The organism is Microbacterium sp. F51-2R, assembly GCF_052180235.1.
In the GTDB taxonomy this organism is placed as follows: Bacteria; Actinomycetota; Actinomycetes; order Actinomycetales; family Microbacteriaceae; genus Microbacterium.
Map to the genome: position 1 here is coordinate 3,806,558 of NZ_CP197470.1, position 25,027 is coordinate 3,831,584.

Here is a 25,027-nt window from a genome sequence, read left to right on the forward strand (position 1 = left end):
GGAGGGGCACGAATGACAGTTCGCGACGCTGCCGACGAACCGCAGTTCGGCGCCGACCTCCTCTTCACGGACGGCCTCCCCGCGATGGACGACGAGGTCGGCTATCGCGGAGCCGTCGCCGCCCGCGCGGCAGGCATCACGTACCGCCAGCTGGACTACTGGGCCCGCACGGAGCTCGTCGAGCCCACCGTCCGCGGGGCGAGCGGCTCGGGATCGCAGCGTCTCTACGGCTTCCGCGACATCCTCGTCCTCAAGCTCGTCAAGCGACTCCTCGACACCGGCATCTCGCTGCAGCAGATCCGCACCGCCGTCGACCAGCTGCGGGCCGCGGGCATCCGCGACCTGACCGGCACGACGCTCATGAGCGACGGCGCATCGGTCTACCTCTGCACCTCGAACGACGAGGTCATCGACCTCATCAGCCGCGGGCAGGGCGTCTTCGGCATCGCCGTGGGCAACGTGCTCCGCGAGGTCGAGTCGACGCTCGTCGAGTTCGAGCCGCAGGCCCCCGAGGCCATGGACGAGCTCGCCGCCCGCCGCGCCGCGCGCAGCGCCTGACCCGGCTTCTTCAGGTCCGTCCGGTGCGAGCCGGGTTCTCCGCGTCCGCCCGGCGCGGCTTCTGCGCGCGCGCCGGGCGTGGAGGCTTCAGCCCGCGAACGTGACGTCTCGGGCGACGGATGCCGCGGCATCCGTCGTCGAAGCGAAAGCCTGCGCGAGATCCGCCATGAGGTCGGCGGGGTCTTCGAGACCGATGCTGAGCCGCACGAGCGCGTCGGAGGGCTTCGCGTCGGACTGGACGGGCCGATGCGTGAGGGCGGCCGGGTGCTGGATGAGCGAGTCGATGCTGCCCAGCGAGACGGCGTGCGTGAACAGGCGCACGCTCGAGGTGAGCGACACGGCGGCGGCGTAGCCTCCCGCGAGCTCGATCGCGATCATCGCCCCCGGGCCGGATTGCTGCGTGCCGACGAGCCCCACCGGGTCGCACGCGGCGAAGCCGGGGAAGTGCACGGCCGCGACCTCGGGGCGGGTCGTCAGCCACTCGGCGACCGCTCGGGCGCCGTCCTGCTGTGCGCGCATCCGGACGGGGAGCGTGCCGAGCCCGCGGTGCAGGAGGTAGGCCGCGAGGGGGTGGAGGATCGACCCGGTGATCGCGCGGGTGCGCCGGAGCGCCGCCGCGAGCCGCGCGTCGCACGCGACGACGCCTCCCACGACGTCGCCGTGGCCGCCGAGGTACTTCGTCGCGCTGTGCATCGACAGCGCGGCGCCGAGGTCGAGCGGATGCTGCAGCACCGGCGTGGCGAAGGTGTTGTCGACGAGGACGGGCACCTCGCCTGCCGCCGCCACGACGGCGCGGATGTCGACGAGGTCGAGCGTCGGGTTGGCGGGCGTCTCGAGCACGACCAGCGCCGTGTCGGGACGCAGAGCCGCGGCGACCGCGCCCGGCCGGCAGAAGGTCGTCTCGACGCCGAGGAGACCCGAGGCCAGCAGGTGGTCGGAGCCGCCGTAGAGCGGACGGACGGCCACGACGTGGCGCTTGCCGCTCTCGTGCGTGAGAGCGAGGAGGGTCGCGGTGAAGGCCGCCATCCCCGACGAGAAGGCGACCGCCTCCTCGGCGTGCTCGAGCCGCGCGAGCGCTTGCTCGAAGCGCGCCACGGTGGGGTTCCACAGCCGCGCGTAGACGTTGGAGCCTCCCTCGATCGGCAGACCCCCCGTCGCGAGGACCTCATAGGAGAGCCCGCCGAGCTCGACGTCGGGAAGGGGACTCGTCGAGGAGAGATCGAGGGGGAGTGCGTGCACGCCGAGCGCAGCGAGGTCCTCGCGGCCGGCGTGCGCAGCGATGGTGTCGGGATGCAACGTCGTCGGTGCCATGACAGCATGCTCGACGATCCCGCGAGGATCGGCAACTCATGCTCAGCGGGTGGAGCAGAAGTGGATCACATCGCTCACGATGGAGACAAAGTGATCAGCGCGGCGGGAGCCGCCGGCGTGGTACACGCGCGGGCGCGGGTCAGGCGCGGTGATCGGACCTGATCAGGCCCGCGCGGCGAGACGGAAGCTCAGGCCCGGGCTTCGCCCGGGACCGGGATGCGGCCCGTGCGCACGACGCGGTCGAGCAGCGCGTCGAAGTCGGCCGCGAGCTCCTGTGCGGAATCGCCGGGCCAGATGTGCAGCGGCTTGGCGGCGCCCTGCGCCTGCTGCAGCGACGTGCGCTCGGGAAGCTGCGGCGCCAGCACGAGAGGCCCGAACATGTCGCGCAGCTCCTTGATGCGGAACTGGTGCTCGATCGACTGCGGGCGCACGCGGTTGACGACGATGCCGAGGGGCTGGAGGCGCGGGGAGAGACCGCGGCGGATCTCTTCGATCGCGCGGAGGGCCCGGTCGGCCGCGGCGACGGAGAACAGCCCGGGCTCGGTCACGACGATGACGCGGTCGCTCGCGGCCCACGCGGTGCGGGTCAGCGCGTTGAGCGACGGCGCGCAGTCGATGAGCACGAGGTCGTAGTCGGCCTCGATCGTGGCGAGCGCCTCCTCGAGCTTCCACACGTCGCGGACGCTCGGGTGCGGCCCGTCGAAGTTGATCGCCGACGGGCTGCCGATCATGACGTCGATCGTTCCGGGGTGCACCTTCGCCCAGCCGCTGGAGGTGATCGCCTGACGGACGACCTTCTCCTTGGGATTGGCGAGGACGTCGGCGACATTCAGACGCCCCGCGACCTGGATATCCATGCCCGTAGACACGTCGGACTGCGGGTCGAGGTCGACGACGAGGGTCCGGACTCCACGAGCGAAGGCGGCCGATGCGAGGCCGAGAGTCACGGTCGTCTTGCCGACCCCGCCTTTGAGCGAGCTCACCGAGAGTACGTGCACAAGGGTCTACGTTACCGTCCCCTAGGCTGAGAGCACACTCAGCCCCCGCATGTGGACGTCCGAACGAGGTGCGAATGTTCCGGAAGATCCTGGTCGCCAATCGTGGTGAGATCGCAATCCGCGCGTTCCGTGCGGCATTCGAACTGGGGGCGCGCACCGTCGCGGTGTTCCCCTATGAGGACCGCGGGTCCTTGCACAGGCAGAAGGCGGACGAGTCCTACATCATCGGCGAGCAGGGGCATCCTGTGCGCGCCTATCTCGACGTCGAGGAGATCATCCGGGTCGCCCTCGAATCCGGCGCCGACGCCATCTACCCGGGCTACGGATTCCTCTCCGAGAACCCCGAGCTCGCCGCCCGCGCGGCCGAGAACGGCATCACCTTCATCGGGCCGCCGTCCACGGCGCTCGAGATGGCCGGCAACAAGGTCACGGCCAAGCAGCACGCGATCGCGGCGGGCGTCCCCGTGCTGAAGTCCACGCCGGCCTCCGAAGACGTCGACGAGCTCGTCGCGCAGGCGGCCGACATCGGCTTCCCGATCTTCGTGAAGGCCGTCGCCGGCGGCGGCGGCCGCGGCATGCGCCGCGTCGAGACGCCCGGCGACCTCCCGCCCGCCATCGCCGAGGCGATGCGCGAAGCGGGCGCGGCCTTCGGAGACCCGCGCGTCTTCCTCGAGCAGGCCGTCGTGCGTCCGCGACACATCGAGGTGCAGATCCTCGCGGATGCCACGGGCCACACCGTGCACCTCTTCGAACGCGACTGCTCGGTGCAGCGCCGCCACCAGAAGGTCATCGAGATCGCGCCCGCGCCGAACCTCGACGACGAGCTCCGCGAGCGCATCCACCGCGACGCCGTCGCGTTCGCGAAGTCGATCGGCTACGTCAACGCGGGAACCGTGGAGTTCCTCGTCGACACGGCGGGGGAGCGGGCGGGGCAGCACGTCTTCATCGAGATGAACCCCCGCATCCAGGTCGAGCACACGGTCACGGAAGAGGTGACCGACGTCGACCTCGTGCAGTCGCAGATGCTCATCGCGGCGGGCGCGACCCTCGACGAGCTCGGCCTCGCGCAGGAGAACATCGTGCTGCGCGGCGCCGCCCTGCAGTGCCGCATCACGACGGAAGACCCGGCGCTGGGCTTCCGCCCCGACACGGGCCGGATCACGACGTACCGCTCACCGGGCGGCGCCGGCATCCGCCTCGACGGCGGCACGACGGCGGCGGGATCGCAGATCAGCCCGCACTTCGACTCGATGCTCGCCAAGCTCACGTGCCGCGGGCGCGACTTCCCGGCGGCCGTCGCCCGCGCGAAGCGGGCCCTCGCCGAGTTCCGCATCCGCGGCGTCGCGACGAACATCCCGTTCCTGCGCGCCGTGCTCGACGACCCCGCGTTCGTCAGCGGCGACCTCAGCACGGCCTTCATCGAGGAGCGTCCGAGCCTCCTCACCGCCCACCCGTCGCGCGACCGGGCGACGAAGCTCATCAACTGGCTCGCCGACGTGACGGTCAACCGTCCCTACGGCGAGAAGCCGCTGTCGGTGTCGCCGGGGAGCAAGCTTCCCGCCATCGACCTCTCGTCGCCGCCTCCCGCGGGTATGCTCGCGCGCCTGCGCGAGCTCGGCCCCGAGGGCTTCGCGAAGGCTCTTCGCGCGCAGGTCCCCCTCGCCGTCACCGAGACGACGTACCGCGACGCGCACCAGTCCCTCCTCGCGACCCGCGTGCGCACGCGCGACCTCGTGCGCGTCGGCCCCCACGTCGCGCGCATGACGCCCGAGCTGCTGTCGGTCGAGGCGTGGGGCGGCGCGACGTACGACGTCGCGCTGCGCTTCCTCGCCGAAGACCCGTGGGAGCGCCTCGCCGCCGTCCGGGAGGCGATCCCCAACATCCCGATCCAGATGCTGCTGCGCGGCCGCAACACCGTCGGCTACACGCCGCGCCCCGAAGAGGTCACCGAGGCGTTCGTCCGCGAGGCGGCCGCGACCGGCGTCGACATCTTCCGCATCTTCGACGCGCTCAACGACGTCGACCAGATGCGCCCCGCGATCTCGGCCGTGCTCGAGACCGGCACGGCCCTCGCCGAGGTCGCCGTCTGCTACACCGCCGACCTCCTCGACCCCGACGAGAAGCTGTACACGCTCGACTACTACCTGCGCCTCGCCGAAGACATCGTGCGCTCGGGCGCCCACGTCCTCGCGATCAAAGACATGGCGGGCCTCCTGCGACCTGCCGCGGCGGCCAAGCTCGTCACGGCGCTGCGCGAGCGGTTCGACCTCCCGGTGCACCTGCACACCCACGACACGGCGGGCGGCCAGCTCGCGACGCTCCTCGCGGCGAGCGCCGCGGGAGTGGACGCGGTGGATGCCGCGGCCGCGCCGCTCTCGGGAACGACGAGCCAGCCGTCCCTCTCGGCGCTCGTCGCGGCGCTCGCACACACCGAGCGCGACACCGGCCTCGACCTCGCCGCCGTCAGCGACCTCGAGCCCTACTGGGAGGCGGTGCGCCACCTCTACGCGCCGTTCGAATCGGGCCTCCCGGGCCCGACAGGCCGCGTGTACCACCACGAGATCCCCGGCGGGCAGCTGTCGAACCTGCGTCAGCAGGCGATCGCCCTCGGCATGGCCGACGACTTCGAGCTCATCGAAGACATGTACGCCGCCGCCGACCGGATCCTCGGCCGCATCCCGAAGGTCACGCCGTCGTCCAAGGTCGTCGGCGACCTCGCTCTGGCGCTCGTCGCGGCGAAGGCGGACCCCGCCGACTTCGCCGAGAACCCGCAGAACTACGATATCCCGGACTCCGTCGTCGGCTTCATGGCCGGCGAGCTCGGCGACCTCCCCGGCGGCTGGCCGGAGCCCTTCCGCACGAAGGTCCTCGCCGGCCGCGAGGTCTCGATCGACATCCCGCCGCTGACGGATGCCGAGCGCGAAGGCCTCGCGGGCGACGCGGCGACGCGCCGCCGCACGCTGAACCGGCTGCTGTTCCCCGGGCCGGCGAAGGAGTTCGAGCAGGCGCGCGAGACCTACGGCGACCTCTCGACCCTCGGGACGCCCGACTACCTCTACGGCCTCAAACCGGGCGAGGAGCACGTCGCCGAGATCGACCCCGGCGTGCAGCTCTACGTCGGCCTCGAGGCGATCGGCGAAGCCGACGCGAAGGGCATCCGCACGGTCATGACGACCCTCAACGGACAGCTCCGCCCGGTCTACGTGCGAGACCGCAGCATCAAGGTGGAGACCCGGCAGGCCGAGAAGGCCGACACGACGCGCCCCGGCCAGGTCGCCGCGCCGTTCTCGGGTGTCGTGACGATCAAGACCGAGGCCGGCGCCACCGTCGCGGCGGGACAGCCCGTCGCGTCGATCGAGGCGATGAAGATGGAGGCCGCGATCACGGCGCCCGTCGACGGAGTGGTGGAGAGGGTCGCCCTCTCGGGCGCGCAGCAGGTGGAGGCCGGCGACCTTTTGGTCGTCATCCGCCCTGCCAGGTAGCCTGGAGGGTGGCCACTGAGGCCCGACTTTCCCTGGAGACCATGCAGTGACGCCCGATCGCAACGACCACACCCCCGACGACGACACCGAGAACGGCGTCCTCGCCGAGGCCGGTGGCATCGACACGACCGCCATCGGCATCCTCGGGGGCGGCACGGAGCAGGTGAGCGTCTCGATCCCGTCGGCCTCCGACGACGAGGAGCTCGACGACGACGACGTCGTGGGCGACGAGGTCGTGGTCGAGTCCGTCGAGTTCGCGGCGCGCATCGAGCGCCCCGCCTACGAGGCCGAGTGGCTCGGCGAGGCTGCCCTCGAGGCGGCGTCGATTCCGGATGCCGGGTCCGCCGCCGAGGGAGAGTCCGGCGCGGACGACGCTACGGCCGAGGAGGACGCGGCCGACGAAGGCACGGCCGCGGCGCCCGACGCCGAGGAGATCGAGGCGGAGATCGACGCCGACGAGCCCGAGCAGCCTGAGGCTCTCGCCGACGATGATTTCGACGGGCCCGTCCTCGTCGAGGGAGTCGACGCCGACGACATCGACGGCACGGCCGACATCGCTGTCATCGAGGAGTCCGACGACGACCCGTCCGACGACGACCCGTCCGACGCCGACGAGCACAGCGCCGCCCTCGGCCACGAGGCCGCAGCGGACGCCGACACCTCCGCGCCCGGGGGCGCGCCCGAATCGACCGTGGAGGCCGAGATCGTGACCGACCAGGAGAACCCCGCCCCCGATGCGGCCGCAGAGCCGGCGCCGCTCGAAGCCGACGCGCCGACGGCGGCCGCGGCATCCGTCAGCGGATCCGTGCCCACGACCACGGGGTCCAACCCGGCGACGCGTCGCGAGGCGCACGCTGAGACCGTCGAGAAGCAGGAGCGCGCCCACGCCATGGAGCGCGTGCAGCCCCGCGCCGACGTGACCCTCACCTCCAAGCGGCTCGACGAGTTCGAGCCCGGCCGCGAGTCGGCCGACCTCCTCACCGCCGACCGGCTGCTCGATCCGCACCAGGTCGTCAGGCCCGAGCCGGAGGGCGCGTGGCAGCACTTCGTGTACTCGATCACGGGCCGCCGCGTGAACCTCGGCGACGGCAAGCGCGCCCGCGCCCGCAAAGAGCTCGACCGCCGCATCGCCTCACCGCTCGGCCAGGGCGCCCGGTTCGTCCCCGTGCTCTCGCGCAAGGGCGGCGTCGGCAAGACGACCATCACGACGCTCCTCGGCATGGCCCTCGCCGACGCGCGAGACGACCGCGTCATCGCGATCGACGCGAACCCCGACCGCGGCACGCTGGCCGATCGCATCGCGCGCCAGAACGGCAAGACCGTGCGCGACCTCGCCCGTGCCCGCGGCGAGATCTCTGGGTACGCCGGCATCTCGTCGATCGTCGCGCGCGACGACACCCGGCTCGACATCCTGGCATCGGATGCCGATCCCCGCGTCTCGGAGGCGTTCAACGACCGCGACTACCACGACGTGGCCTCCATCGCGGCCCACTACTACTCGATCGTCCTCACCGACACCGGCACGGGCATCGTGCACTCTGTCATGCAGGCGACCCTCGACCTGGCCGATCAGCTCGTCGTCGTGTCGGGCCTGAGCGTCGACGAGGCGCGCCTCGCGTCCGAGACGCTCACGTGGCTGGAGACCAACGGCTACGCGGAGCAGGTGCGCGGCGCCGTCGTCGTGCTCAACAACGCCCGCCCCGGCACGCCGCTCGTGCGCCTCGAGGAGCTCGAGACGCACTTCAAGACGCGCGTCCGCGCCGTCGTGCGCGTGCCGTACGACCCGCACATCGCGGCCGGGAGCGCCATCACGTTCCGCGACCTGCGCCCCGAGACGCGCCTCGCAGCCCGTGAGCTCGCGGCCGGCGTCGTCGAGGGGCTGCGCGGCCTCGCCTCGGCAGCCTGACGTGGCGGTCCGGCCCATCCGCCTCTTCGGCGACCCCGTTCTGCGCGCACCGAGCGCGCCCATCGACACGATCGACGACGGCGTGCGCGCCCTCGTGCAGGACCTCCTCGACACCGTCGAGCTGCCCGGGCGCGCGGGGGTGGCCGCGCCCCAGATCGGCGTCGGCCTGCGCGCCTTCAGCTACAACATCGACGGCGACATCGGCTACATCCTCAACCCCGAGATCGTCGAGGTGTCGGGCGATCCGGTTCCGACGGCGGAGGGATGCCTCTCGGTCCCCGGTCTCTGGCACGACGCGCTGCGGCATCCGTATGCCAAGGTCCGCGGCATCGACCTTGACGGCGAGGAGATCGTCCTCGAGGGTGAAGGCCTGCTCGCCCAGGCGCTGCAGCACGAGACCGACCACCTCGAGGGGATGCTGTTCATCCAGCGACTCTCGCCGGAGGACCGCAAGACCGCGATGCGCGAGATCCGCGAGAGCGACTGGTTCTAGCCGAAAGCGAGAGCGCCCCGGACGATACCCGGGGCGCTCTCGTCATGCGAGGTCTCGCTCAGCCGCCGAGCGAGACGTTGGTCGTGGAGACCGGCACGTTGTAGAGCTCGTCGATGTCGGAGGCGAAGTCCTGCAGGATGGCGTTGCGCTTGATGCTCATCTTGGGCGTCAGGTGCCCGCTCGCCTCGGTCCACTCGGTCGGGAGGATCGTGAACTTGCGGATCGACTCGGCGCGCGAGACGAGCTTGTTCGCGTTGTCGATCGCGCGCTGGATCTCGCCGCGCACGGCGCTGTTCTTGGCGGCGTCGGCGAGCGACAAGTCGGCGGGCAGGTCGTTGTTGGCGAGCCACGCGGGGAGCATCTCGGGGTCGAGCGTCACGAGCGCCGAGATGAACGGCTTCTGGTCGCCCACCACGACGACCTGACCGACGATCGGGTTCGCCCGGATCGGGTCTTCGAGCGCGGCCGGTGCGACGTTCTTGCCGCCCGCCGTGACGATGATCTCCTTCTTGCGACCGGTGATCTTGAGGAAGCCCTCCTCGTCGAACGAGCCCAGGTCGCCCGTGAGGAACCAGTCGCCGTCGAAGGCGGCGGCCGTCGCCTCGGGGTTGCGCCAGTACTCCTTGAAGACGTTGATGCCGCGCACCTGGATCTCGCCGTCGTCGCCGAGGCGGACGCTGACGCCGGGGAGCGCCGGGCCGACCGTGCCGATCTTGGACTTCGTCGCGAGGTTCACGGTCGCCGGAGCCGTCGTCTCGGTGAGGCCGTAGCCCTCGAGGATCACGACGCCGAGGCTGTGGAAGAAGTGGCCGAGGCGCGGGCCGAGCGGAGCCGACCCCGAGACGGCGTAGACGACGCGACCGCCCATGGCCTCGCGGAGCTTGCTGTAGACGAGACGGTCGAACAGCGCGAACTTGATCTTGAGGCCGAGCGGCACCTTCTTGCCCTCTTCGCGCAGCTTCGAGTGCTCGATCGCGGCGTGTGCGGCGGCGCGGAAGATCTTGCCCTTGCCGCCCGCCTCGGCCTTCTGCTCGGCGGAGTTGTAGACCTTCTCGAACACCCGCGGGACGGCGAGGAGGAACGTCGGCTTGAACGAGCCGAGCGCCGGAAGGAGCTGCTTCGTGTCGGGCTGGTGCCCGGTCTTCACGCCCGCGTGGATGTCGAGCATCGAGATGAAGCGCGCGAAGATGTGGGCGGTCGTGATGAACAGGAGGGTGGACGCGCCGGGTGTCTCGACCACCTCGTGCAGCGCCTTGGCCGAGTTGCGGCACAGCTCGACGAAGTTGCTGTGCGTCAGGACGCAGCCCTTGGGCCGGCCGGTCGATCCCGACGTGTAGATGAGGGTCGCGATGTCGGCGCCGTTGGCGAGGTTGCGGCGGCGCTCGATCTCTTCGTCGGAGATGTCCTTGCCCTGGGCGACGAGCGTGTCGAGGTCGCCGCTGTGCATCGACCACGTCGTGCGGATGAGCGGCAGCTCGGGGCGGGCCCCTTCGACGCGGGCGGTGTGGTCGGGGGACTCCGTGATGACGGCGATGGCTCCCGAGTCCGACAGGTTCCACTGGATCTGGGCGGCTGAGCTCGTCTCGTAGATCGGGACCATGACCGCGCCGGCATAGAACAGCGCGAAGTCGACGAGCGTCCATTCGTATGTCGTGCGGGCGATGAAGCCCACCTTGTCGCCGGGCTCGATGCCGGCCGCGGCGAAGCCCTTGGCCAGGGCGATGACCTGACGCTGGAATTCCGCGGCGGTGATGTCGCGCCATCCGTCGCCGTCCGGGACGGCGAACAGGGCGAGCCCCGGCGTCGCCTTCACCCGCTCCGCGAGGAGGTCTGTGACGTTGGCCTGGGGATCGGCGGGGACTATCGCAGGGACTTCGAACTGGACCACGGCAACTCCTTCGGTACCGGCATGATCGGGTGCGCTTGCGTTCGAGTGTATCCGGAGACCGTCGGGGCGCCCGGGACGGTGGGGACGGATGCCGCGGCCCGCCGTCCCGGCCGGTGTCAGGCGCCGCCGGGCCTGCGTCATGCGCCGCCGGGCCGATGTCACGCGCCGTCGGCCCGGCGCGTCGCGCGGCTAGACTTCAAGGCGCCGTCGCGTCGCGATGCGCACGAGCCAGACGGAAGGAGCCCGGTGCTCAAGGTCGGTATCGACATCGGCGGAACCAAGATCGCAGGCGGCGTCGTCGACGACGAGGGCAGGATCGTCGAGCAGCTCCGGGTCGAGACACCCGTCGAGATCGCCTCGCTCGAGGATGCCGTGGTCGACATGGTCCGCCACCTCAAGGACTCCTACGACGTGACGGCGGTCGGCGTGGCCGCCGCGGGCTTCGTGGATCGCGACGGCGCCGTGATCATCCACGCCCCCAACATCGCGTGGCGCAACGAGCCGCTCAAGGCCAAGCTCGAAGACCGCCTCGCCATGCCCGTCACGATCGAGAATGATGCGAACGCGGCCGGCTGGGCGGAGTACCGCTTCGGCGGCGGAGCCCACGTCGACGACATGGTCATGCTGACGCTCGGCACGGGCGTCGGGGGAGCGGTCATCCTCAACGGCCGTCTGTACCGCGGCGGGCATGGGATCGGCGCCGAGCTCGGGCACATGCGCTTCACGCGTGACGGCCGCCCCTGCGGCTGCGGACAGAACGGATGCCTCGAGCAGTACGCGTCGGGCCGCGCCCTCCAGCGCGAGGCCAACGAGATCGCCGACGCCGGCGGGATCGGCGAGGCTCTCGCGGCGGTGCGCGCCGAGAAGGGCTCGATCAGCGGCCCCGCCATCTCGCGGCTCGTGCTCGCCGACGACCCCGGCGCGCTCGAGGCGCTCCGCCGCGTCGCGACCGCCCTCGGCGAGGCGTGCGGCGGGTTCCAGGCCGTGCTCGACCCCTCGCTCTTCGTCATCGGCGGCGGTGTCGCCGAGCTCGGCGACGTGCTCCTCGAACCCGTCCGGCTCGCGTACGAGACCTCGCTCCCCGGATACGGCGACAGGCCCGTCGCCGAGTTCGCCATCGCCCGCCTGGGCAACTCCGCCGGCATCATCGGCGCGGCAGACCTGGCCGGAAGCGTCTAGCCGACAGGGGGGATGCCGCGGTGTTCTACTGGCTCATGAAGTACATCGTGATCGGCCCGATCACGAAGGCCATCTGGCGTCCCTGGATCGTCGGTCGTCGCAACGTCCCGTCGGAGGGCGCGGCGATCCTCGCGAGCAACCACCTGTCGTTCGTCGACTCGATCTTCCTCCCGCTCATGATCGACCGCCCCGTCGCCTTCCTCGCCAAGAGCGACTACTTCACGGGGCGGGGCCTACGAGGCTGGGCCACCCGGATGTTCTTCAAGATGACCGGGCAGATCCCGATCGACCGGTCCGGCGGCAAGGCGTCCGAGGCATCCCTCAACACGGGACTTCAGGTGCTGGGACGGGGGGATCTCCTCGGGATCTACCCCGAGGGGACGCGCAGCCCCGACGGCAAGCTCTACCGGGGCCGCACGGGCCTTGCGCGCATGGCGCTCGAGGCGCACGTGCCGGTGGTGCCGGTCGTGATGGTCGACACCGACACGATGATGCCGATCGGCACGCGGATCCCGCGGATCGTCCGCGTCGGCATCGTCATCGGCGAGCCGCTGGACTTCTCGCGCTTCGAGGGCATGGAGGGCGACCGCTACATCCTGCGCTCCGTCACCGACGAGATCATGGTCGCGCTCCAGCGGCTCGGTGAGCAGGAGTACGAGGACGTCTACGCCTCGACCGTGAAAGACCGGCTGAAGCGGCCCGTGAAGGCGCAGCATCCGTCGCCGTCCCAGGCGTGATCCGACACCGGATGACGGGTCTCTCGACGGCGAGGTAGCACTGCGCCGGGCGTTGTCGCGCCGCCGATAGACTTGGCGGATGCTTCAGCAGCTCGACGCCCTCGACCACTGGCGGACTCTGCCGATCAAGCAGCAGCCCACATGGCGCGATCGCGACGCCGTCGATGCTGTGTCGGCCGAGATCTCGACCCTTCCGCCCCTCGTCTTCGCCGGCGAGGTCGACATCCTGCGTGAGCGGCTCGCGCGCGCCGCGGCCGGCGAGGCGTTCCTCCTGCAGGGTGGCGACTGCGCCGAGACCTTCGCGGGTGCGACGGCCGAGCAGATCCGCAACCGCATCAAGACGGTGCTGCAGATGGCGGTCGTCCTGACGTACGGCGCGTCGATGCCCGTCGTCAAGATGGGACGGATGGCGGGGCAGTTCGCCAAGCCCCGTTCCAGCGACACCGAGACGCGCGGCGACGTGACGCTGCCGGCGTACCGCGGCGACATCGTCAACGGCTACGACTTCACCGAGGCATCCCGCAATGCCGATCCCGCGCGGCTGCTGAAGGGGTACCACACCGCCGCGTCGACGATCAACCTCATCCGCGCGTTCACGCAGGGTGGCTTCGCCGACCTCCGCGAGGTGCACAGCTGGAACAAGGGCTTCGCGCAGAACCCGGCGAACCAGCAGTACGAGCGCCTCGCGAACGAGATCGACCGTGCCATCAAGTTCATGGAGGCGGCCGGCGCCGACTTCGACGAGCTGCGCCGCGTGGAGTTCTACACGGGGCACGAGGGCCTGCTCATGGACTACGAGCGCCCCATGACCCGCATCGACTCGCGCACCGGCACGCCGTACAACACGTCGGCGCACTTCCTGTGGATCGGCGAGCGCACGCGCGACCTCGACGGCGCGCACGTGGACTACTTCTCGAAGATCCGCAACCCGATCGGCGTGAAGCTCGGCCCGTCGACCTCGCCCGACACGGCGCTCGCCCTCATCGACAAGCTCGACCCCGAGCGCGAGCCCGGCCGCCTGACCTTCATCACGCGGATGGGCGCGGGCAAGATCCGCGACGCGCTGCCGCCGCTGCTCGAGGCCGTGCGCGACTCCGGCGCGACTCCGCTGTGGGTCACCGACCCGATGCACGGCAACGGCATCACGACGCCGACGGGCTACAAGACGCGTCGCTTCGACGACGTCGTCGACGAGGTGCGCGGCTTCTTCGACGCGCACCGCGCGGTCGGCACGTTCCCGGGCGGCATCCACGTCGAGCTGACCGGCGACGACGTCACCGAGTGCCTCGGCGGCTCGGAGCAGATCGACGAGGCCACGCTCGCCACGCGCTACGAGAGCCTCTGCGACCCGCGCCTCAACCACATGCAGAGCCTCGAGCTGGCCTTCCTCGTCGCCGAAGAGCTCGAGAAGCTCTGACCCTCCCTCCTCCCCGCCTCTCCCGGCCTCCCCGCCTCCCCGCCTCCCTGCCTTCCCGCCTTCCCGCCTTCCCCCCTCCTTCCGTCCTCCCGCCCTTTTCCGCGAGAGGGCAGGAATGAGCGTTCGCTGCGGCGCGTCGCGCGCACTACTGCCCTTTCGCGTAGGGGGATGACGCGCTCCTCCCCATCGCGCAGGGAACCGTCGCTCTGCACAGACACGACGGGACCAGGCAGTCCGGGCACGTCGCGGTGCTCAGCATGAGGGATGCCCCGACGCGCTGCACTGCCAGGAGAACTCGACGGACGGTCGTTCGGCCTGCAGTTCGCGGCGAGCCTGGGGGTGAGCCGCCGAAGACTTCAGTGGAGCGATGTGGGCCACCCGTTCCACGGCATCTACACCGTCGGTGTCGACACGACGGATCTCGTGGAGCGGTGTCGCGCGGTCGCGCCGCGCCTGGACCCGCGCGAGTACTTCAGCCACGCGACGGCGGCGCGGCTATGGGGGATCCCGCTTCCGCGCGCGTATGACCCGAGTGAGGCCATCCATGTCACAGCGCTCGGGGTGGACGATCGGACCCGCCCGGCGGGACTGGTGGGATGGCGTGTCGAGCACCATCCCCCCGAGGTGCGGCAGGTCGGACAACTTCCCGTGATCGCGCCGGCCGACGTCTGGGCGACACTCGGCATGCGCGGCGCCGTCATCCCGCGCGCCCAGCTCTTCCCCGAGTGGCTTGTCGCCGCGGGCGACTATCTCGTCAGCGGAAAGCGGGTCCCCGGAGGCCGCCTGCCGCCTCTCGCATCGCTGGCCGATCTGCGAGCCGCGGCGCTGAGACGAGCCGGCAAACGCGGCTCGCGCGTCCTTCACGAGGCGATCCCGCTGATTCGGCAACCCGTTGATTCGCCACGGGAGACCTTCCTGCGCCTCGCGCTCGTTGCCCACGGACTGCCTGAGCCCGTGGTGCAGCCGTCGATCCTGACGCGCGCCGGCATGAGGCATCCCGATCTCGGATATGTCGACGAGCGGGTTCTGCTGGAGTATCAGGGCGACGAGCACCGCACGTCACGGGCGCGGTGGCTGCGGGACCTCACGCGCGTTCAGGAGTTCGAGGATGCCGGGTTCCGGGTCATCCTCGTCGGAGATGACGATCTGCGTCCAGGCGCGGTCGACGCCCTCTGCGCTCGCGTCCGGCGTGCTCTCGCCTGACATCCCCGACCCCGCGAGAGGGCAGGAATGGGCGTTTTCCGGGGCGTGTCGCGCGCACTTATGCCCTCTCGCGGAACCGGGGACGGGGGACGGGGGACGGGGATCGGGGACCGGGGGGGCGAGGACGGGGCCGGGGGACCGGGGGGGCGAGGACGGGGGCGGGGGACGGCTCCGGGGGCCCGGGGCCGGGGAGGGTGGGGGGTCAGTCGGTGGCGCTGAGGTCGAGCGAGACCTTGGAGCCCTTGACACGCTGGGCGTCCTTCTCGGGGTCCTGCGCGACGACGGTCGCGATGAGGGCGAACGGCTCCCATAGCGGGTTGTACTGGGGCGTGAAGCCCGCGGCGGCGAGCTTGTCCTTCGCCTCCTTGAGCGACAGGCCGACGACGTTGGGCACGGGGAAGAGCGGCGGACCCGACGACACGACGAGCGTCACGGCCTCGCCCGGCCGCCACGGCGTGCCGTCGCCCTTGTCGGCGATCCGGATGACGAGGCCGTCCTTGACGTCGCTGCTCGTCTCCTCGGTCGTGCCGGCGATCTGCAGGTTCTTGGCGTTGAGCGCGGCTGTGGCGTCGCCGATGCTCTTGCCCGCGACATCCGGAACCGCCCCCACCGACACCGCGAGGACGGCGGAGTCTCCCTCGTGCACCGTGCACCCGGGCGTGCAGTCGAACGCGTCGCCGCCGGCGCGGGGAGTGACGGATGCCGAGATCACGACGTTCTCGGACACGTCGCCGTTGAAGTACAGCTCGTCATCGCCGACCTGCACGCGCGCACCCTCGAGGGCCGCGCGCGCCTGATCGGCGGGGACTCCGCCGAGCGCGGGCACGGCATGGTCTTGCGGGCCCTTGGACACCAGGACCGTCACGGTCGACTCCTTGTCGACGCGCGACCCGGGGCCGGGCTTCGAGCCGACCGCGGTCCCGGCCGGGATGTCGTAGTCGAAGACGTCCTCCTGCGTCGCGAGGAGACCCTCCTCGGCCAGCGCCGCCTGCGCCTGCTCGAACGTCATGTTCGCCACGTCGGGCACGGGCACGAGCGAGCCGGGCCCTGAGCCGAACCACCACCCGATCGCGGCGGCCAGCACGGCGAGCACGACGACGAGCGCGAACAGCCATCCGCCCCGGCGCCGGCGCTTGCGCATCTCGGTGCGCAGGCGCGAGGCGTTGTCGACGTCGTCGATCGCGGCCATGGGGCCGGTGATGGTCGTCGGCAGCACCTTCGTCAGCTCGGTCTGCGCGCCGCCCTCGTCGCGGATGACGGACGTCGGCGCCGACCGGGCCACCTGCGGCTGCACGCCGAGCTCGCGCTCGATCTCGCGGAAGCGGTCGAGCATCTCGCGCGCGTCGGTCGGACGATCGTCGGGACTCTTCTCAGTCGCCCACAGCACGAGCTCGTCGAGCTGCTCGGGCACCCCGGGGTTCTTGACGCTCGGGCGGGGGACCGAGTCGGTCGCGTGCTGGAACGCGATCTGCATCGGCTGCTCGCCCTGGTAGGGCTGCTCGCCGGTGAGCATCTCGTAGAGCATGATCCCGAGCGAATAGATGTCGCTGCGCGCATCGGCCGTGCCGCGGGTCACGAGCTCGGGCGCGAGGTAGGCGATCGTGCCGAGCAGCTGCGAGCCCGTCGCCGTGTTCGCCGTCGTCGCGCGGGCGAGGCCGAAGTCGCCGATCTTGATGCGGCCGTCCTCGGCGAGCAGGACGTTCTCGGGCTTGACGTCGCGGTGCACGATCCCCGCCCGGTGGGCGGCGGCGAGACCCGAGAGCACGGCATCCATGATGGTGACCGTCTGCGGGATCGTCAGGCGCCGCTGCTCGCGCAGGAGCTCTCGCAGCGTGATGCCGGGGAGGTACTCCATGACGAGGTACGCCATGTCGCCGTCCTGGCCCTGATCGAAGACGTTGACGACGTGCGGGTCGGCAAGCCGCGCCGCGGCGCGCGCCTCCTGGATGAACCGGCTCTGGAACACGGTGTCGTCGCTGAGGTGCCCGTGCATGACCTTGAGCGCGATGCGCCGCTCGAGGCGGAGGTCGGTCGCGACGTACACGGTCGCCATGCCGCCGCGCGCGATGCGCGCGCGCACCCGGTACCGGCCGTCGACGAGACGGCCGATCAGCGGGTCGGCCTGCTGACTCGTGCTCACGCTGAAAGTCTACGGACGGGCGGCTGTGAGCCCCGGGAGCGGCTCACCCGGCCGAGACCGCTTCGTGACCCGTCATCCGTATGTCGCGAGCCACGTCGTGGCCGCGAGCTCCCACCGCGCATAGCGGTCGGGGAAGGCCGAGATCTGCACGGCTTGCGCGGCCTGCGTGAACGTCATGGCCTGCCAGCCGGGGATGTCGAGGAGTCCGCGAGTCGTCTTTCCGTTGGGGTCGGACGGCCCGCCGAAGAACGCGCGTGTCGACCGTGCCGCGTCGCCGACCTGCTCGGGCGTGCCCCAGCCGGCGCTCGGGCGCTGCTGGAAGAGACCGATCGAGTCGCGGTCGCCCCACGCGAGGTTGCGCAGCCACGACTCCTGCATCGCGGCGCCGAGCGCGATCGCGATGCCGCGGTCGGGCACGCCGAGCTCGCGCCCGATGCCGATGATGAGGCGGACGTTGCCCTGCTGCTCGGCGTCGAGCGCGGGGACGGGCGCCTGGACGGGCACGACGGGGGCGGCGGGTGCGGCCGCGGCGGGCGGCGCGGGGGTGACGGATGCCGCGGGCACCATCGCGCCGGGGATGACGACCTTCTGGCCGGGGTAGATGATCGAGCCCCAGCCGAGCCCGTTGGCGGCGAAGAGCGCCTGCACCGTCACGCCGTGCCGGGCCGCCACGCCGCTCAGGGTGTCGCCCTTCTGGATCGCGTAGGTTCCGGATGCCGCGCCCGGCGTGGCAGGAGCGGGCGCCACAGGCGCTGCCGGTGCGACAGGCGCGGGCGCCGAGGCTGCCGCCGGCGCCGCGCCGGAGACCACGAGCTTCTGGCCGGGGTAGATGATCGAGCCCCACCCGAGCCGGTTGGCGGCGAAGAGCGCCTGCACGCTCACGCCGTGCCGTCCGGCGATGGCGCTGAGCGTGTCGCCCTTCTGGACGGTGTATGTTCCGGATGCCGCGGCGGGGGCCGCCGGAGCGCTCGGCGCAGGCGCGGCCGGCGCCGGGACGGAGCCCACGAGACGCAGCACCTGCCCGGGCCGGATGATCGAGGTCGAGGTCAGCCCGTTGAGCGCGAGCACGTCGGCCGTGCGCAGCCCGAACCGCAGGGCGATGCCGAAGACGGTGTCGCCCCGCTGCACCGTGTAGGTCGCGGGCACCTGCACCGCGGCGGGGAGAGGCCGGGCGGTCACGACGCGCGGAATGGCGCCGGCGGCGGGTGCGACCTGAGGGCGGAAGGCGCTCCGCGTCTCGTGCTCGGGCTCCACCGCGACGGCGGGCGCCGTCGCGCTCAGAATGAGGGCGATCGAGCCGACGACGGAGCCCGCGACGGTCGCGGGACCGAAGCTGCTCTTCGTGGCGGATGCCGGGGCGAGCGCCGGGCTCGCGGATTTCGGCGTGGGCCGCCTGCGGTTCTGTCGCACGAGTTTTCCCCCTCCGTGACCCTGAAAACGTGTCACGGAAGTAAATCGGTGTCAACTGATGCGACCAAAGTGCACAGTGTTACTGATGTGTCTCACGTGACTGGGATCACCGCTCCCGACACTCCCACCGGCACCCGTCCGCCTCCCGCGACTTATGCGGGGCCGAGCGGGAATGAGATAGTGGGGATCGTGACCGAAGATCTCGCGCCGCGCATCGAGACCGATTGGCTGACGCTTCCCGAACTGGTCGACCTCCTGGGTGAACCGCTCGGACGCGTCCGCCGCCTCCTCGACGAGAAGCACCTCGTCGGCTCGCGCCGCGAAGGCGCGTTCAAAGTTCCGAGCCTGTTCGTCCTCGACGGGCATCCGCTCGCGTCGCTGCGCGGCACCCTGTTCGTGCTGCACGACGCCGGCTTCACCGACGACGAGGCGATCGACTGGCTGCTGACGCCCGAGGACTCGATCGGCCTCGCGCCGATCGAGGCGCTGCGCGCCGGCCGCAAGAGCGAAGTGCGCCGCGTCGCGGCGACGCTCGCCTGAGCGGCCCGCGACTCACGCCGCCTGACCGCGGCGACGCTCGCCTGAGCGGCCCGCGACTCAGGTCGTGCGGACGGTCGCGGCCCGCGCGAGCTCGCGCAGCTCCGCGAGGGCCGTCGTCCCGAGGTTCGCGCCCGACAGCGCCCCCTCGGCCTCCTCGGCGTAGTCCGCGATGAGGGTCTCGACGCGATCGAGCGCCCCCGAATCGACGATCGTGCGCTGGAGCGACGCGACCTGCCCGTCGTCGAGGAGCCGATCCCCGATGAGCTCGTCCAGGACACGGCATGCCTCGGCATCCAGTCGCTCGCACGTGAACGCTATGAGCACGGTGCGCTTGCCTTCGCGCAGGTCGTCGCCCGACGGCTTGCCGGTCTGGGCCTCGTCGCCGAAGACACCCAGCACGTCGTCGCGCAGCTGGAAGGCCATGCCGACCGGATGGCCGAACGCCGCGAGGGCACGCAGCTGCGAGGCATCCGCCCCCGCCAGCGCCGCCCCGATCGCGAGCGGCTGCTGCACGCTGTACCGCGCGGACTTGTAGGAGGCCACGCGCAGGGCACGGTCGGCGTGGCGGTCGTCGGCCTCGGTGCGGAACGCGGACTCCTCGGCGATGTCGAGGAACTGCCCGATGGTCACGTCGCGCCGCATCGTCGCGTACTCCGCGCGGGCGGCTGCCGCGCGGGCGACGGATGCCTCGGCCAGCCCCTCCTCGAGCAGGTCGTCGCTCCACGCCACGAGGAGGTCGCCGAGGAGGATCGCACCCGAACGGCCGAACGCCGACGCGTCGCCGACCCAGCCCGATCCGGCATGCGACGCCTCGAGCGAGCGATGCGCCGCGGGGCGGCCGCGGCGGGTGTCGGAGTTGTCGATGACGTCGTCGTGCACGAGCGCGGCGGCGTGGAAGATCTCGAGTGAGGCGGCCGCTGCGACGACCTCGGGGGAGAGGTCGGCGGAGCCGCCCTCGGCCTCGGCGACGGCGCGGTATCCCGCGATGCAGAATCGGCCGCGGAGGCGCTTTCCGCCGCGGAGCGCCGTGGCCCCCGCCTCCACCAGGAGAGCCGCTTCGGGCCCCAGTTCGGCGGTCGAATCGCGGACGCCTACGATGAACGTGTCGAGTCGCTGAGAAATCGCCGCGACCGGGTCCGTAGAGGGTGACACAGGCCTAGCCTAGTGATCGAGCGCACGCGTAGAATCGCAGCGTCTGAGACTTTCAGAGGGGGATGCATGCCACTGTCCGAACAGGAGCAGCGTCTGCTCGATGAGATGGAACGCCATCTCATGCGCAACGACGCCGACGTCGTGAGCGCGCCGAGAGACGGTCGCACCCTGAGCTACCGCAACATCGTCTACGGCACGGTCCTGGTGCTGCTGGGTCTGGGCGGGCTCATCATCGGCGTCTCGACAGACCTCATCGTCGTCGGGGTCCTCGGCTTCGTCGTCATGCTCGGCGGGGTCGTCCTGGCCGTGACCCCCACGCGCGGCCTCGGCAAGATGCCGGCCGATCCCGATTCGCCGGTCACGCCCGGCAAGCCCGCCTCCTCGTTCATGGATCGCATGAACGACCGCTGGGACAAGCGACAGGAAGGGCGTTGACCCCCACCCTCCGCTGATCACTGCACGCTGACCGCAGCGCATCGAGCACCGACCTCCGGGTCGGTGCTTTTTTGTTGCCCGCGCACCGGTCGGATCCGGCGCGGGCGAGCCCTCCTGCACCCGCTCACGCCGCCGGAGGGCTCCCAGGCGCTTCACGGGGAGGGAATGGGTGACAAAGTGGAGGACAGTGGAGTAACGTGGGGGCCACAACCCGTCGGGGGCCGGACGAAGGGGGTGAGGTGCCGATGCTTCTTGGCACGCACACTCCCAAGCTCGACGACAAGGGGCGCGTCATCCTCCCGTCGAAGTTCCGCGACGATCTCGGTGCGGGCGTCGTGATCACGCGGGGGCAGGAACGCTGCCTCTACGTGTTCAGCACGACCGAGTTCGAGCGGGTCTACGAGCGGATCCGCGAGGCGCCCCTCAGCAACAAGCAGGCCCGCGACTTCCAGCGCATGTTCCTCTCGGGGGCCAGCGCCGAGAAGCCCGACGGCCAGAACCGCGTCACGATCCCGCCGCACCTGCGTGCGTATGCGGGGCTCGAGCGCGACCTCGTCGTGACCGGTGTCGGCGCCCACGCCGAGATCTGGCACGCCGACGCGTGGAACGCCTACGCAGACAGCAACGAAGACAGCTACTCGGAGATGGAGCAGGAGGTGATTCCGGGCTTGTTCTGACCCTCGATCGTGACTCCCAGCCGCTCACGCCCTGACGCACTTCCCCGGCGCCAGGTCAGAGCGGATGGGGATCAGGATCGAGGGCCGCTCCCAGGCATCTCCCGCTCATCATGAACCTGCGCGACATCCACACCCCCGTCCTCCTCGACCGCTGCATCGAACTGCTGGCCCCCGCCCTCGAGCGCGAGAGCTCCGCGCCCCGCGTGCTCGTCGATGCGACCCTCGGCATGGGCGGCCACTCCGAGGCCCTGCTCGAGCGCTTCCCCGACATCCGCCTCATCGGTCTCGACCGCGACCAGGACGCCCTGCGCATCGCGGGGGAGCGGCTCGCGCCGTTCGGCGACCGCGTGACGCTCGTGCACACCGTCTACGATGGCATCGCCGAAGCCGTCGCCTCCACCGGCCTCCACTTCGTCGACGGCATCCTGTTCGATCTGGGTGTCTCCTCCCTCCAGCTCGACGTCGCCGACCGCGGATTCGCGTACTCGCAGGACGCGCCCCTCGACATGCGCATGGACCAGTCGACGGGGATGACTGCCGCCGACGTCCTCGCCACCTACAGCGAGGGCCAGTTGCGCCGCATCTTCGAGCGCTACGGCGAAGAGAAGCTGTCGGGCCGCTACGCCCGCGCCATCATCGGCGCGCGGGCACAGGCCCCGATCGTGCGTTCGGGCCGGCTCGTGGAAGTGCTCGTCGCCGCGACGCCGTACTCGGCGCAGCGTACGGGTCACCCTGCCAAGCGGGTCTTCCAGGCGCTGCGCATCGAGGTGAACAGCGAGCTCTCGGCTCTCGAGGCCGCCATCCCGGCCGCGCTCGAGCTGCTGACGGTCGGCGGGCGCATCGTCGTCATGTCGTACCAGTCGCTCGAGGACCGCCTCGTCAAGCGCGCGCTGGCGGATGCCTCGGCCTCCACCGCTCCCGCGGGGCTCCCCGTCGAGCTGCCCGAGCACGCCCCTCGCTTCCGGCTCCTCGTCAAGGGAGCCGAACTCGCCTCGCCTGAAGAAAAGGCCCGCAACCCGCGGGCGACACCCGTGCGCCTGCGCGCCGCGGAACGGATCAGGGAGGCGGCGGCATGAGCCTCGCAGCACAGACGAAGCAGACCGCCGGTGCCGTCGCACCCGACCGCCGGGAAGCGCCCGGACGGCGCCTGCGCGCCGTCGAGGCGCCGGCACGCCGGAGGCGCCCCCGCGTCCTCTACGCGGTCGTGGCCGTCGCGGGGGCCGTCGCGATCGGGGGAGCGCAGATGGCGCTGTCGATCCTCACGACGCAGACCTCGTACCAGATCGCGACGCTCACGACACAGCAGCGGGAGCTCGGCTGGCAGAAGCAGATGCTCTACGACGACGTCGCAGGGCTGAGTTCGCCGCAGTACCTCGCCGCCAACGCGTCGGCGCTCGGCATGGTCATCAACGAGTCGCCGAGCTATCTGCGCCTCAGCGACGGCGCGATCCTCGGGTCGGGCCAGGTGGCTCTCGGCGCGTCATCCGTCGATGCGCTCAACCGAGCCGCCGTCGGCAACGCGCTGATCACCGACACGCCGCTCGTGACAGACCCCGACGCGACGATCCAGGGCGCGCCGATTCCCGATCCCACCACCACGACGGCAGGAGACGCGGATGCCGCCGGCACAGCCCCGGTATCCAACACTCCGCCACCTCTGACCGACGGACTTCCGACCCCGAGCACACACTGAGACCATGACCACGAGAAGCACCCGCAGCCCGCGTCGTCGAACCGTGGTCGCCCTCGCGGTGGTCCTCGCCGTCCTCGCCGGATTCATCGTCCGCCTCGTCGACATCCAGGTCGTGAGCGCCCGAGAGCACATCTCGGACTCGATGTCGATCGCGCTCGGCGGATCCCGCCCGCTGTACGGCACGCGCGGCTCGATCGTCGACGAGACGGGACAGACGCTGGCCGGCAGCATCCTCCTCTACGACGCGCAGCTCGACCCGTCGAACGTCGGGCCCCTCGAGCGCACGACCGTCGGCGGCAAGACCGAAGAGGTCCCCTGGGCGACGGTCGCCGCCGAGATCGGCACCGTGACGGGGCAGACGTCCGAGGACATCCAGAAGATCGTCGCCGACGCGAAGGCCGCGAACCCCGACTCGCAGTACGCGCAGCTCAAGCGGGGGCTCACGACCGAGCAGTACCGCGCCCTCGCCGCGCTGAAGATCCCCTACCTCTACTTCGACCAGCACCCCTCGCGGATGTACCCCGACGGAGCGGTGGCCGGCAATCTCGTGGGCTACATGGGGCTCGACGGCGAACCCCTCGGCGGTCTCGAGCAGACGCAGGACAGCTGCCTCGCCGCGACGAACGGATCGATGACGTACGAGAAGGGCAAGGACGGCGTCATCATCCCGGGCACCGAGGTGAAGCAGGATGCCGTCAACGGCGGCACGCTCGCCCTCACGATCGATCGCGACCTGCAGTGGTACATGCAGCAGCTCGTCGCCGAGCAGGTGCAGGACATGGGCGCGCTCTCGGGCACGATCACGGTCGTGGAGGCCAAGACCGGCAAGATCCGCGCGGCGGCGGACTACCCGACGCTCGACCCGAACGACGTCGAGGCGTCCGACCCGAAGGACCGCGGAAGCCGCATCTTCATCAACACCTTCGAACCGGGCTCGACCTTCAAGCCGCTCACGGCCGCGACGCTCATCGAGGCCGGCGGGCAGACGCCGGCCTCGACGGTGACCGCAGCCGGCAAGGAGAGCTTCCCCAACGGCGCGCGGGTCGGGGACTCGTTCAACCACCCGCAGTACACCTACACGCTCGCCGGCGTCCTCATCGACTCGTCGAACGTGGGTATCTCGAAGTTCGCCGAGCGGGTCAGCCCCCAGGTGCGCTACGACTTCCTCAAGAAGTTCGGCATCGGCGACGGCAGCGAGATCCCCTTCAACGGCCAGCCGAAGGGCGACTTGCGCACGCCCGACAAGTGGGACAACCAGAGCTTCTACAACATCGCGTTCGGGCAGGGCGTCTCGACGACCATCCCCGAGCTCATGGGCGCCTACCAGGCGCTCGCCAACGACGGCGTCAAGATCCCGCTGTCGCTCGTCGAGTCGTGCACGAAGGCCGACGGGACGGTCGTCAAGCCGACCCTGAGCGAGCCCCGGCGCGTCGTGAGCGAGTCCACCGCCGTCGCCGTCCAGCAGATGATGGAGAACGTCGCGCTGCAGAGCACGCTGTCGGACCAGGTCGCCATCGCGGGCTACAACGTCGCCGACAAGACGGGCACGGGCGAGAAGACCGACGGCAACGGGCACTACAAGAGCGGCGTGTACTTCACGACGATGATCGGATTCGCCCCGGCGGAGGACCCGCAGTACATCGTCGCGGTGACGCTCGACGAGCCGACTCGGATAAGGTCGTCGGGTGCCAACGCGTCCGCGTGGCAGAAGGCGATGACGCAGGTTCTCAAGACGTACCGCGTCATGCCCTCCACCGAGGCGCCCACCCTGTTGCCCAAGTTCGGGTGACCAGGGCCCGACCGGCGCG

Annotated in this window: 20 protein-coding genes; 14 read left to right on the plus strand and 6 right to left on the minus strand. The window is 71.0% G+C overall.

Translation table 11 applies throughout. The features are described 5' to 3' along the window. The first annotated feature begins 12 nt into the window (after positions 1-12). Positions 13-558: a MerR family transcriptional regulator gene (locus ACSBPH_RS16750; protein ID WP_442575443.1), complete on the plus strand. Its 546-nt coding sequence runs from the start codon at positions 13-15 to the stop codon at positions 556-558. 87 nt (positions 559-645) lie between these two features. Here ACSBPH_RS16750 and ACSBPH_RS16755 read toward each other — a convergent pair whose 3' ends face one another. Continuing rightward, positions 646-1,869 (minus strand): trans-sulfuration enzyme family protein, encoded by a 1,224-nt coding sequence (locus ACSBPH_RS16755; protein ID WP_442575444.1) that lies wholly within the window; start codon positions 1,867-1,869, stop codon positions 646-648. Positions 1,870-2,057: 188 nt separating this feature from the next. Then, positions 2,058-2,867, minus strand: a complete 810-nt coding sequence (locus tag ACSBPH_RS16760; RefSeq protein WP_442575445.1) for a ParA family protein — start codon at positions 2,865-2,867, stop codon at positions 2,058-2,060. 74 nt (positions 2,868-2,941) lie between these two features. On the opposite strand from ACSBPH_RS16760, the gene ACSBPH_RS16765 reads away from it, so the two are divergent. Genes ACSBPH_RS16765 through def form a run of 3 tightly spaced genes read left to right on the plus strand, consistent with a single transcriptional unit; the run spans position 2,942 to position 8,748 of the window. Next, positions 2,942-6,349, plus strand: a complete 3,408-nt coding sequence (locus ACSBPH_RS16765; protein ID WP_442575446.1) for a pyruvate carboxylase — start codon at positions 2,942-2,944, stop codon at positions 6,347-6,349. 46 nt (positions 6,350-6,395) lie between these two features. Next, positions 6,396-8,255 carry a MinD/ParA family ATP-binding protein gene (locus ACSBPH_RS16770; RefSeq protein WP_442575447.1) on the plus strand — a complete coding sequence of 620 codons (1,860 nt, stop codon included), beginning with the start codon at positions 6,396-6,398 and terminating at the stop codon, positions 8,253-8,255. A gap of 1 nt (position 8,256) precedes the next feature. Then, positions 8,257-8,748 carry a peptide deformylase gene (gene def, locus ACSBPH_RS16775; protein ID WP_442575448.1) on the plus strand — a complete coding sequence of 164 codons (492 nt, stop codon included), beginning with the start codon at positions 8,257-8,259 and terminating at the stop codon, positions 8,746-8,748. 58 nt (positions 8,749-8,806) lie between these two features. Here def and ACSBPH_RS16780 read toward each other — a convergent pair whose 3' ends face one another. After that, entirely contained in the window at positions 8,807-10,636 is a 1,830-nt protein-coding gene (locus ACSBPH_RS16780; protein ID WP_442575449.1) for an AMP-dependent synthetase/ligase, read from the minus strand. Positions 10,637-10,882: 246 nt separating this feature from the next. Here ACSBPH_RS16780 and ACSBPH_RS16785 point away from each other — a divergent pair, with 246 nt between their 5' ends. The 4 genes from ACSBPH_RS16785 to ACSBPH_RS16800 all read left to right on the plus strand — a co-directional run bounded on the left by ACSBPH_RS16785 (position 10,883) and on the right by ACSBPH_RS16800 (position 15,172). Next, entirely contained in the window at positions 10,883-11,815 is a 933-nt protein-coding gene (locus ACSBPH_RS16785) for an ROK family glucokinase (protein WP_442575450.1), read from the plus strand. A gap of 20 nt (positions 11,816-11,835) precedes the next feature. After that, positions 11,836-12,552 (plus strand): lysophospholipid acyltransferase family protein, encoded by a 717-nt coding sequence (locus tag ACSBPH_RS16790; RefSeq protein ID WP_442575451.1) that lies wholly within the window; start codon positions 11,836-11,838, stop codon positions 12,550-12,552. Positions 12,553-12,631: 79 nt separating this feature from the next. Further along, positions 12,632-13,969 carry a class II 3-deoxy-7-phosphoheptulonate synthase gene (locus tag ACSBPH_RS16795; protein WP_442575452.1) on the plus strand — a complete coding sequence of 446 codons (1,338 nt, stop codon included), beginning with the start codon at positions 12,632-12,634 and terminating at the stop codon, positions 13,967-13,969. Positions 13,970-14,233: 264 nt separating this feature from the next. After that, on the plus strand, positions 14,234-15,172 hold the full coding sequence (locus tag ACSBPH_RS16800; protein WP_442575453.1) for a hypothetical protein: 939 nt from the start codon (positions 14,234-14,236) through the stop codon (positions 15,170-15,172). A gap of 202 nt (positions 15,173-15,374) precedes the next feature. On the opposite strand, the gene pknB is transcribed toward ACSBPH_RS16800, so the two are convergent. Then, on the minus strand, positions 15,375-17,312 hold the full coding sequence (gene pknB / locus ACSBPH_RS16805; protein ID WP_442575454.1) for a Stk1 family PASTA domain-containing Ser/Thr kinase: 1,938 nt from the start codon (positions 17,310-17,312) through the stop codon (positions 15,375-15,377). A gap of 72 nt (positions 17,313-17,384) precedes the next feature. Continuing rightward, positions 17,385-18,605: a LysM peptidoglycan-binding domain-containing protein gene (locus ACSBPH_RS16810; protein ID WP_442577329.1), complete on the minus strand. Its 1,221-nt coding sequence runs from the start codon at positions 18,603-18,605 to the stop codon at positions 17,385-17,387. Positions 18,606-18,902: 297 nt separating this feature from the next. On the opposite strand from ACSBPH_RS16810, the gene ACSBPH_RS16815 reads away from it, so the two are divergent. Then, complete coding sequence (locus tag ACSBPH_RS16815; RefSeq protein ID WP_442575455.1) at positions 18,903-19,262, plus strand: Rv2175c family DNA-binding protein; 360 nt, start codon at positions 18,903-18,905, stop codon at positions 19,260-19,262. Positions 19,263-19,319: 57 nt separating this feature from the next. Here ACSBPH_RS16815 and ACSBPH_RS16820 read toward each other — a convergent pair whose 3' ends face one another. Then, positions 19,320-20,414 carry a polyprenyl synthetase family protein gene (locus tag ACSBPH_RS16820; protein WP_442575456.1) on the minus strand — a complete coding sequence of 365 codons (1,095 nt, stop codon included), beginning with the start codon at positions 20,412-20,414 and terminating at the stop codon, positions 19,320-19,322. A gap of 66 nt (positions 20,415-20,480) precedes the next feature. On the opposite strand from ACSBPH_RS16820, the gene ACSBPH_RS16825 reads away from it, so the two are divergent. The 5 genes from ACSBPH_RS16825 to ACSBPH_RS16845 all read left to right on the plus strand — a co-directional run bounded on the left by ACSBPH_RS16825 (position 20,481) and on the right by ACSBPH_RS16845 (position 25,008). Further along, positions 20,481-20,849, plus strand: coding sequence for a DUF3040 domain-containing protein (locus tag ACSBPH_RS16825; protein WP_442575457.1), 369 nt, complete (start codon positions 20,481-20,483; stop codon positions 20,847-20,849). Positions 20,850-21,094: 245 nt separating this feature from the next. Then, positions 21,095-21,526 carry a division/cell wall cluster transcriptional repressor MraZ gene (mraZ, locus tag ACSBPH_RS16830; RefSeq protein ID WP_442577330.1) on the plus strand — a complete coding sequence of 144 codons (432 nt, stop codon included), beginning with the start codon at positions 21,095-21,097 and terminating at the stop codon, positions 21,524-21,526. A gap of 110 nt (positions 21,527-21,636) precedes the next feature. After that, positions 21,637-22,602, plus strand: coding sequence for a 16S rRNA (cytosine(1402)-N(4))-methyltransferase RsmH (rsmH, locus tag ACSBPH_RS16835; RefSeq protein WP_442575458.1), 966 nt, complete (start codon positions 21,637-21,639; stop codon positions 22,600-22,602). Next, positions 22,599-23,219: a hypothetical protein gene (locus tag ACSBPH_RS16840; RefSeq protein WP_442575459.1), complete on the plus strand. Its 621-nt coding sequence runs from the start codon at positions 22,599-22,601 to the stop codon at positions 23,217-23,219. The genes rsmH and ACSBPH_RS16840 overlap by 4 nt, the downstream gene beginning before the upstream one ends. Before the next feature lie 4 nt (positions 23,220-23,223). Next, complete coding sequence (locus ACSBPH_RS16845; RefSeq protein ID WP_442575460.1) at positions 23,224-25,008, plus strand: peptidoglycan D,D-transpeptidase FtsI family protein; 1,785 nt, start codon at positions 23,224-23,226, stop codon at positions 25,006-25,008. The last annotated feature ends 19 nt before the right edge of the window (positions 25,009-25,027 follow it).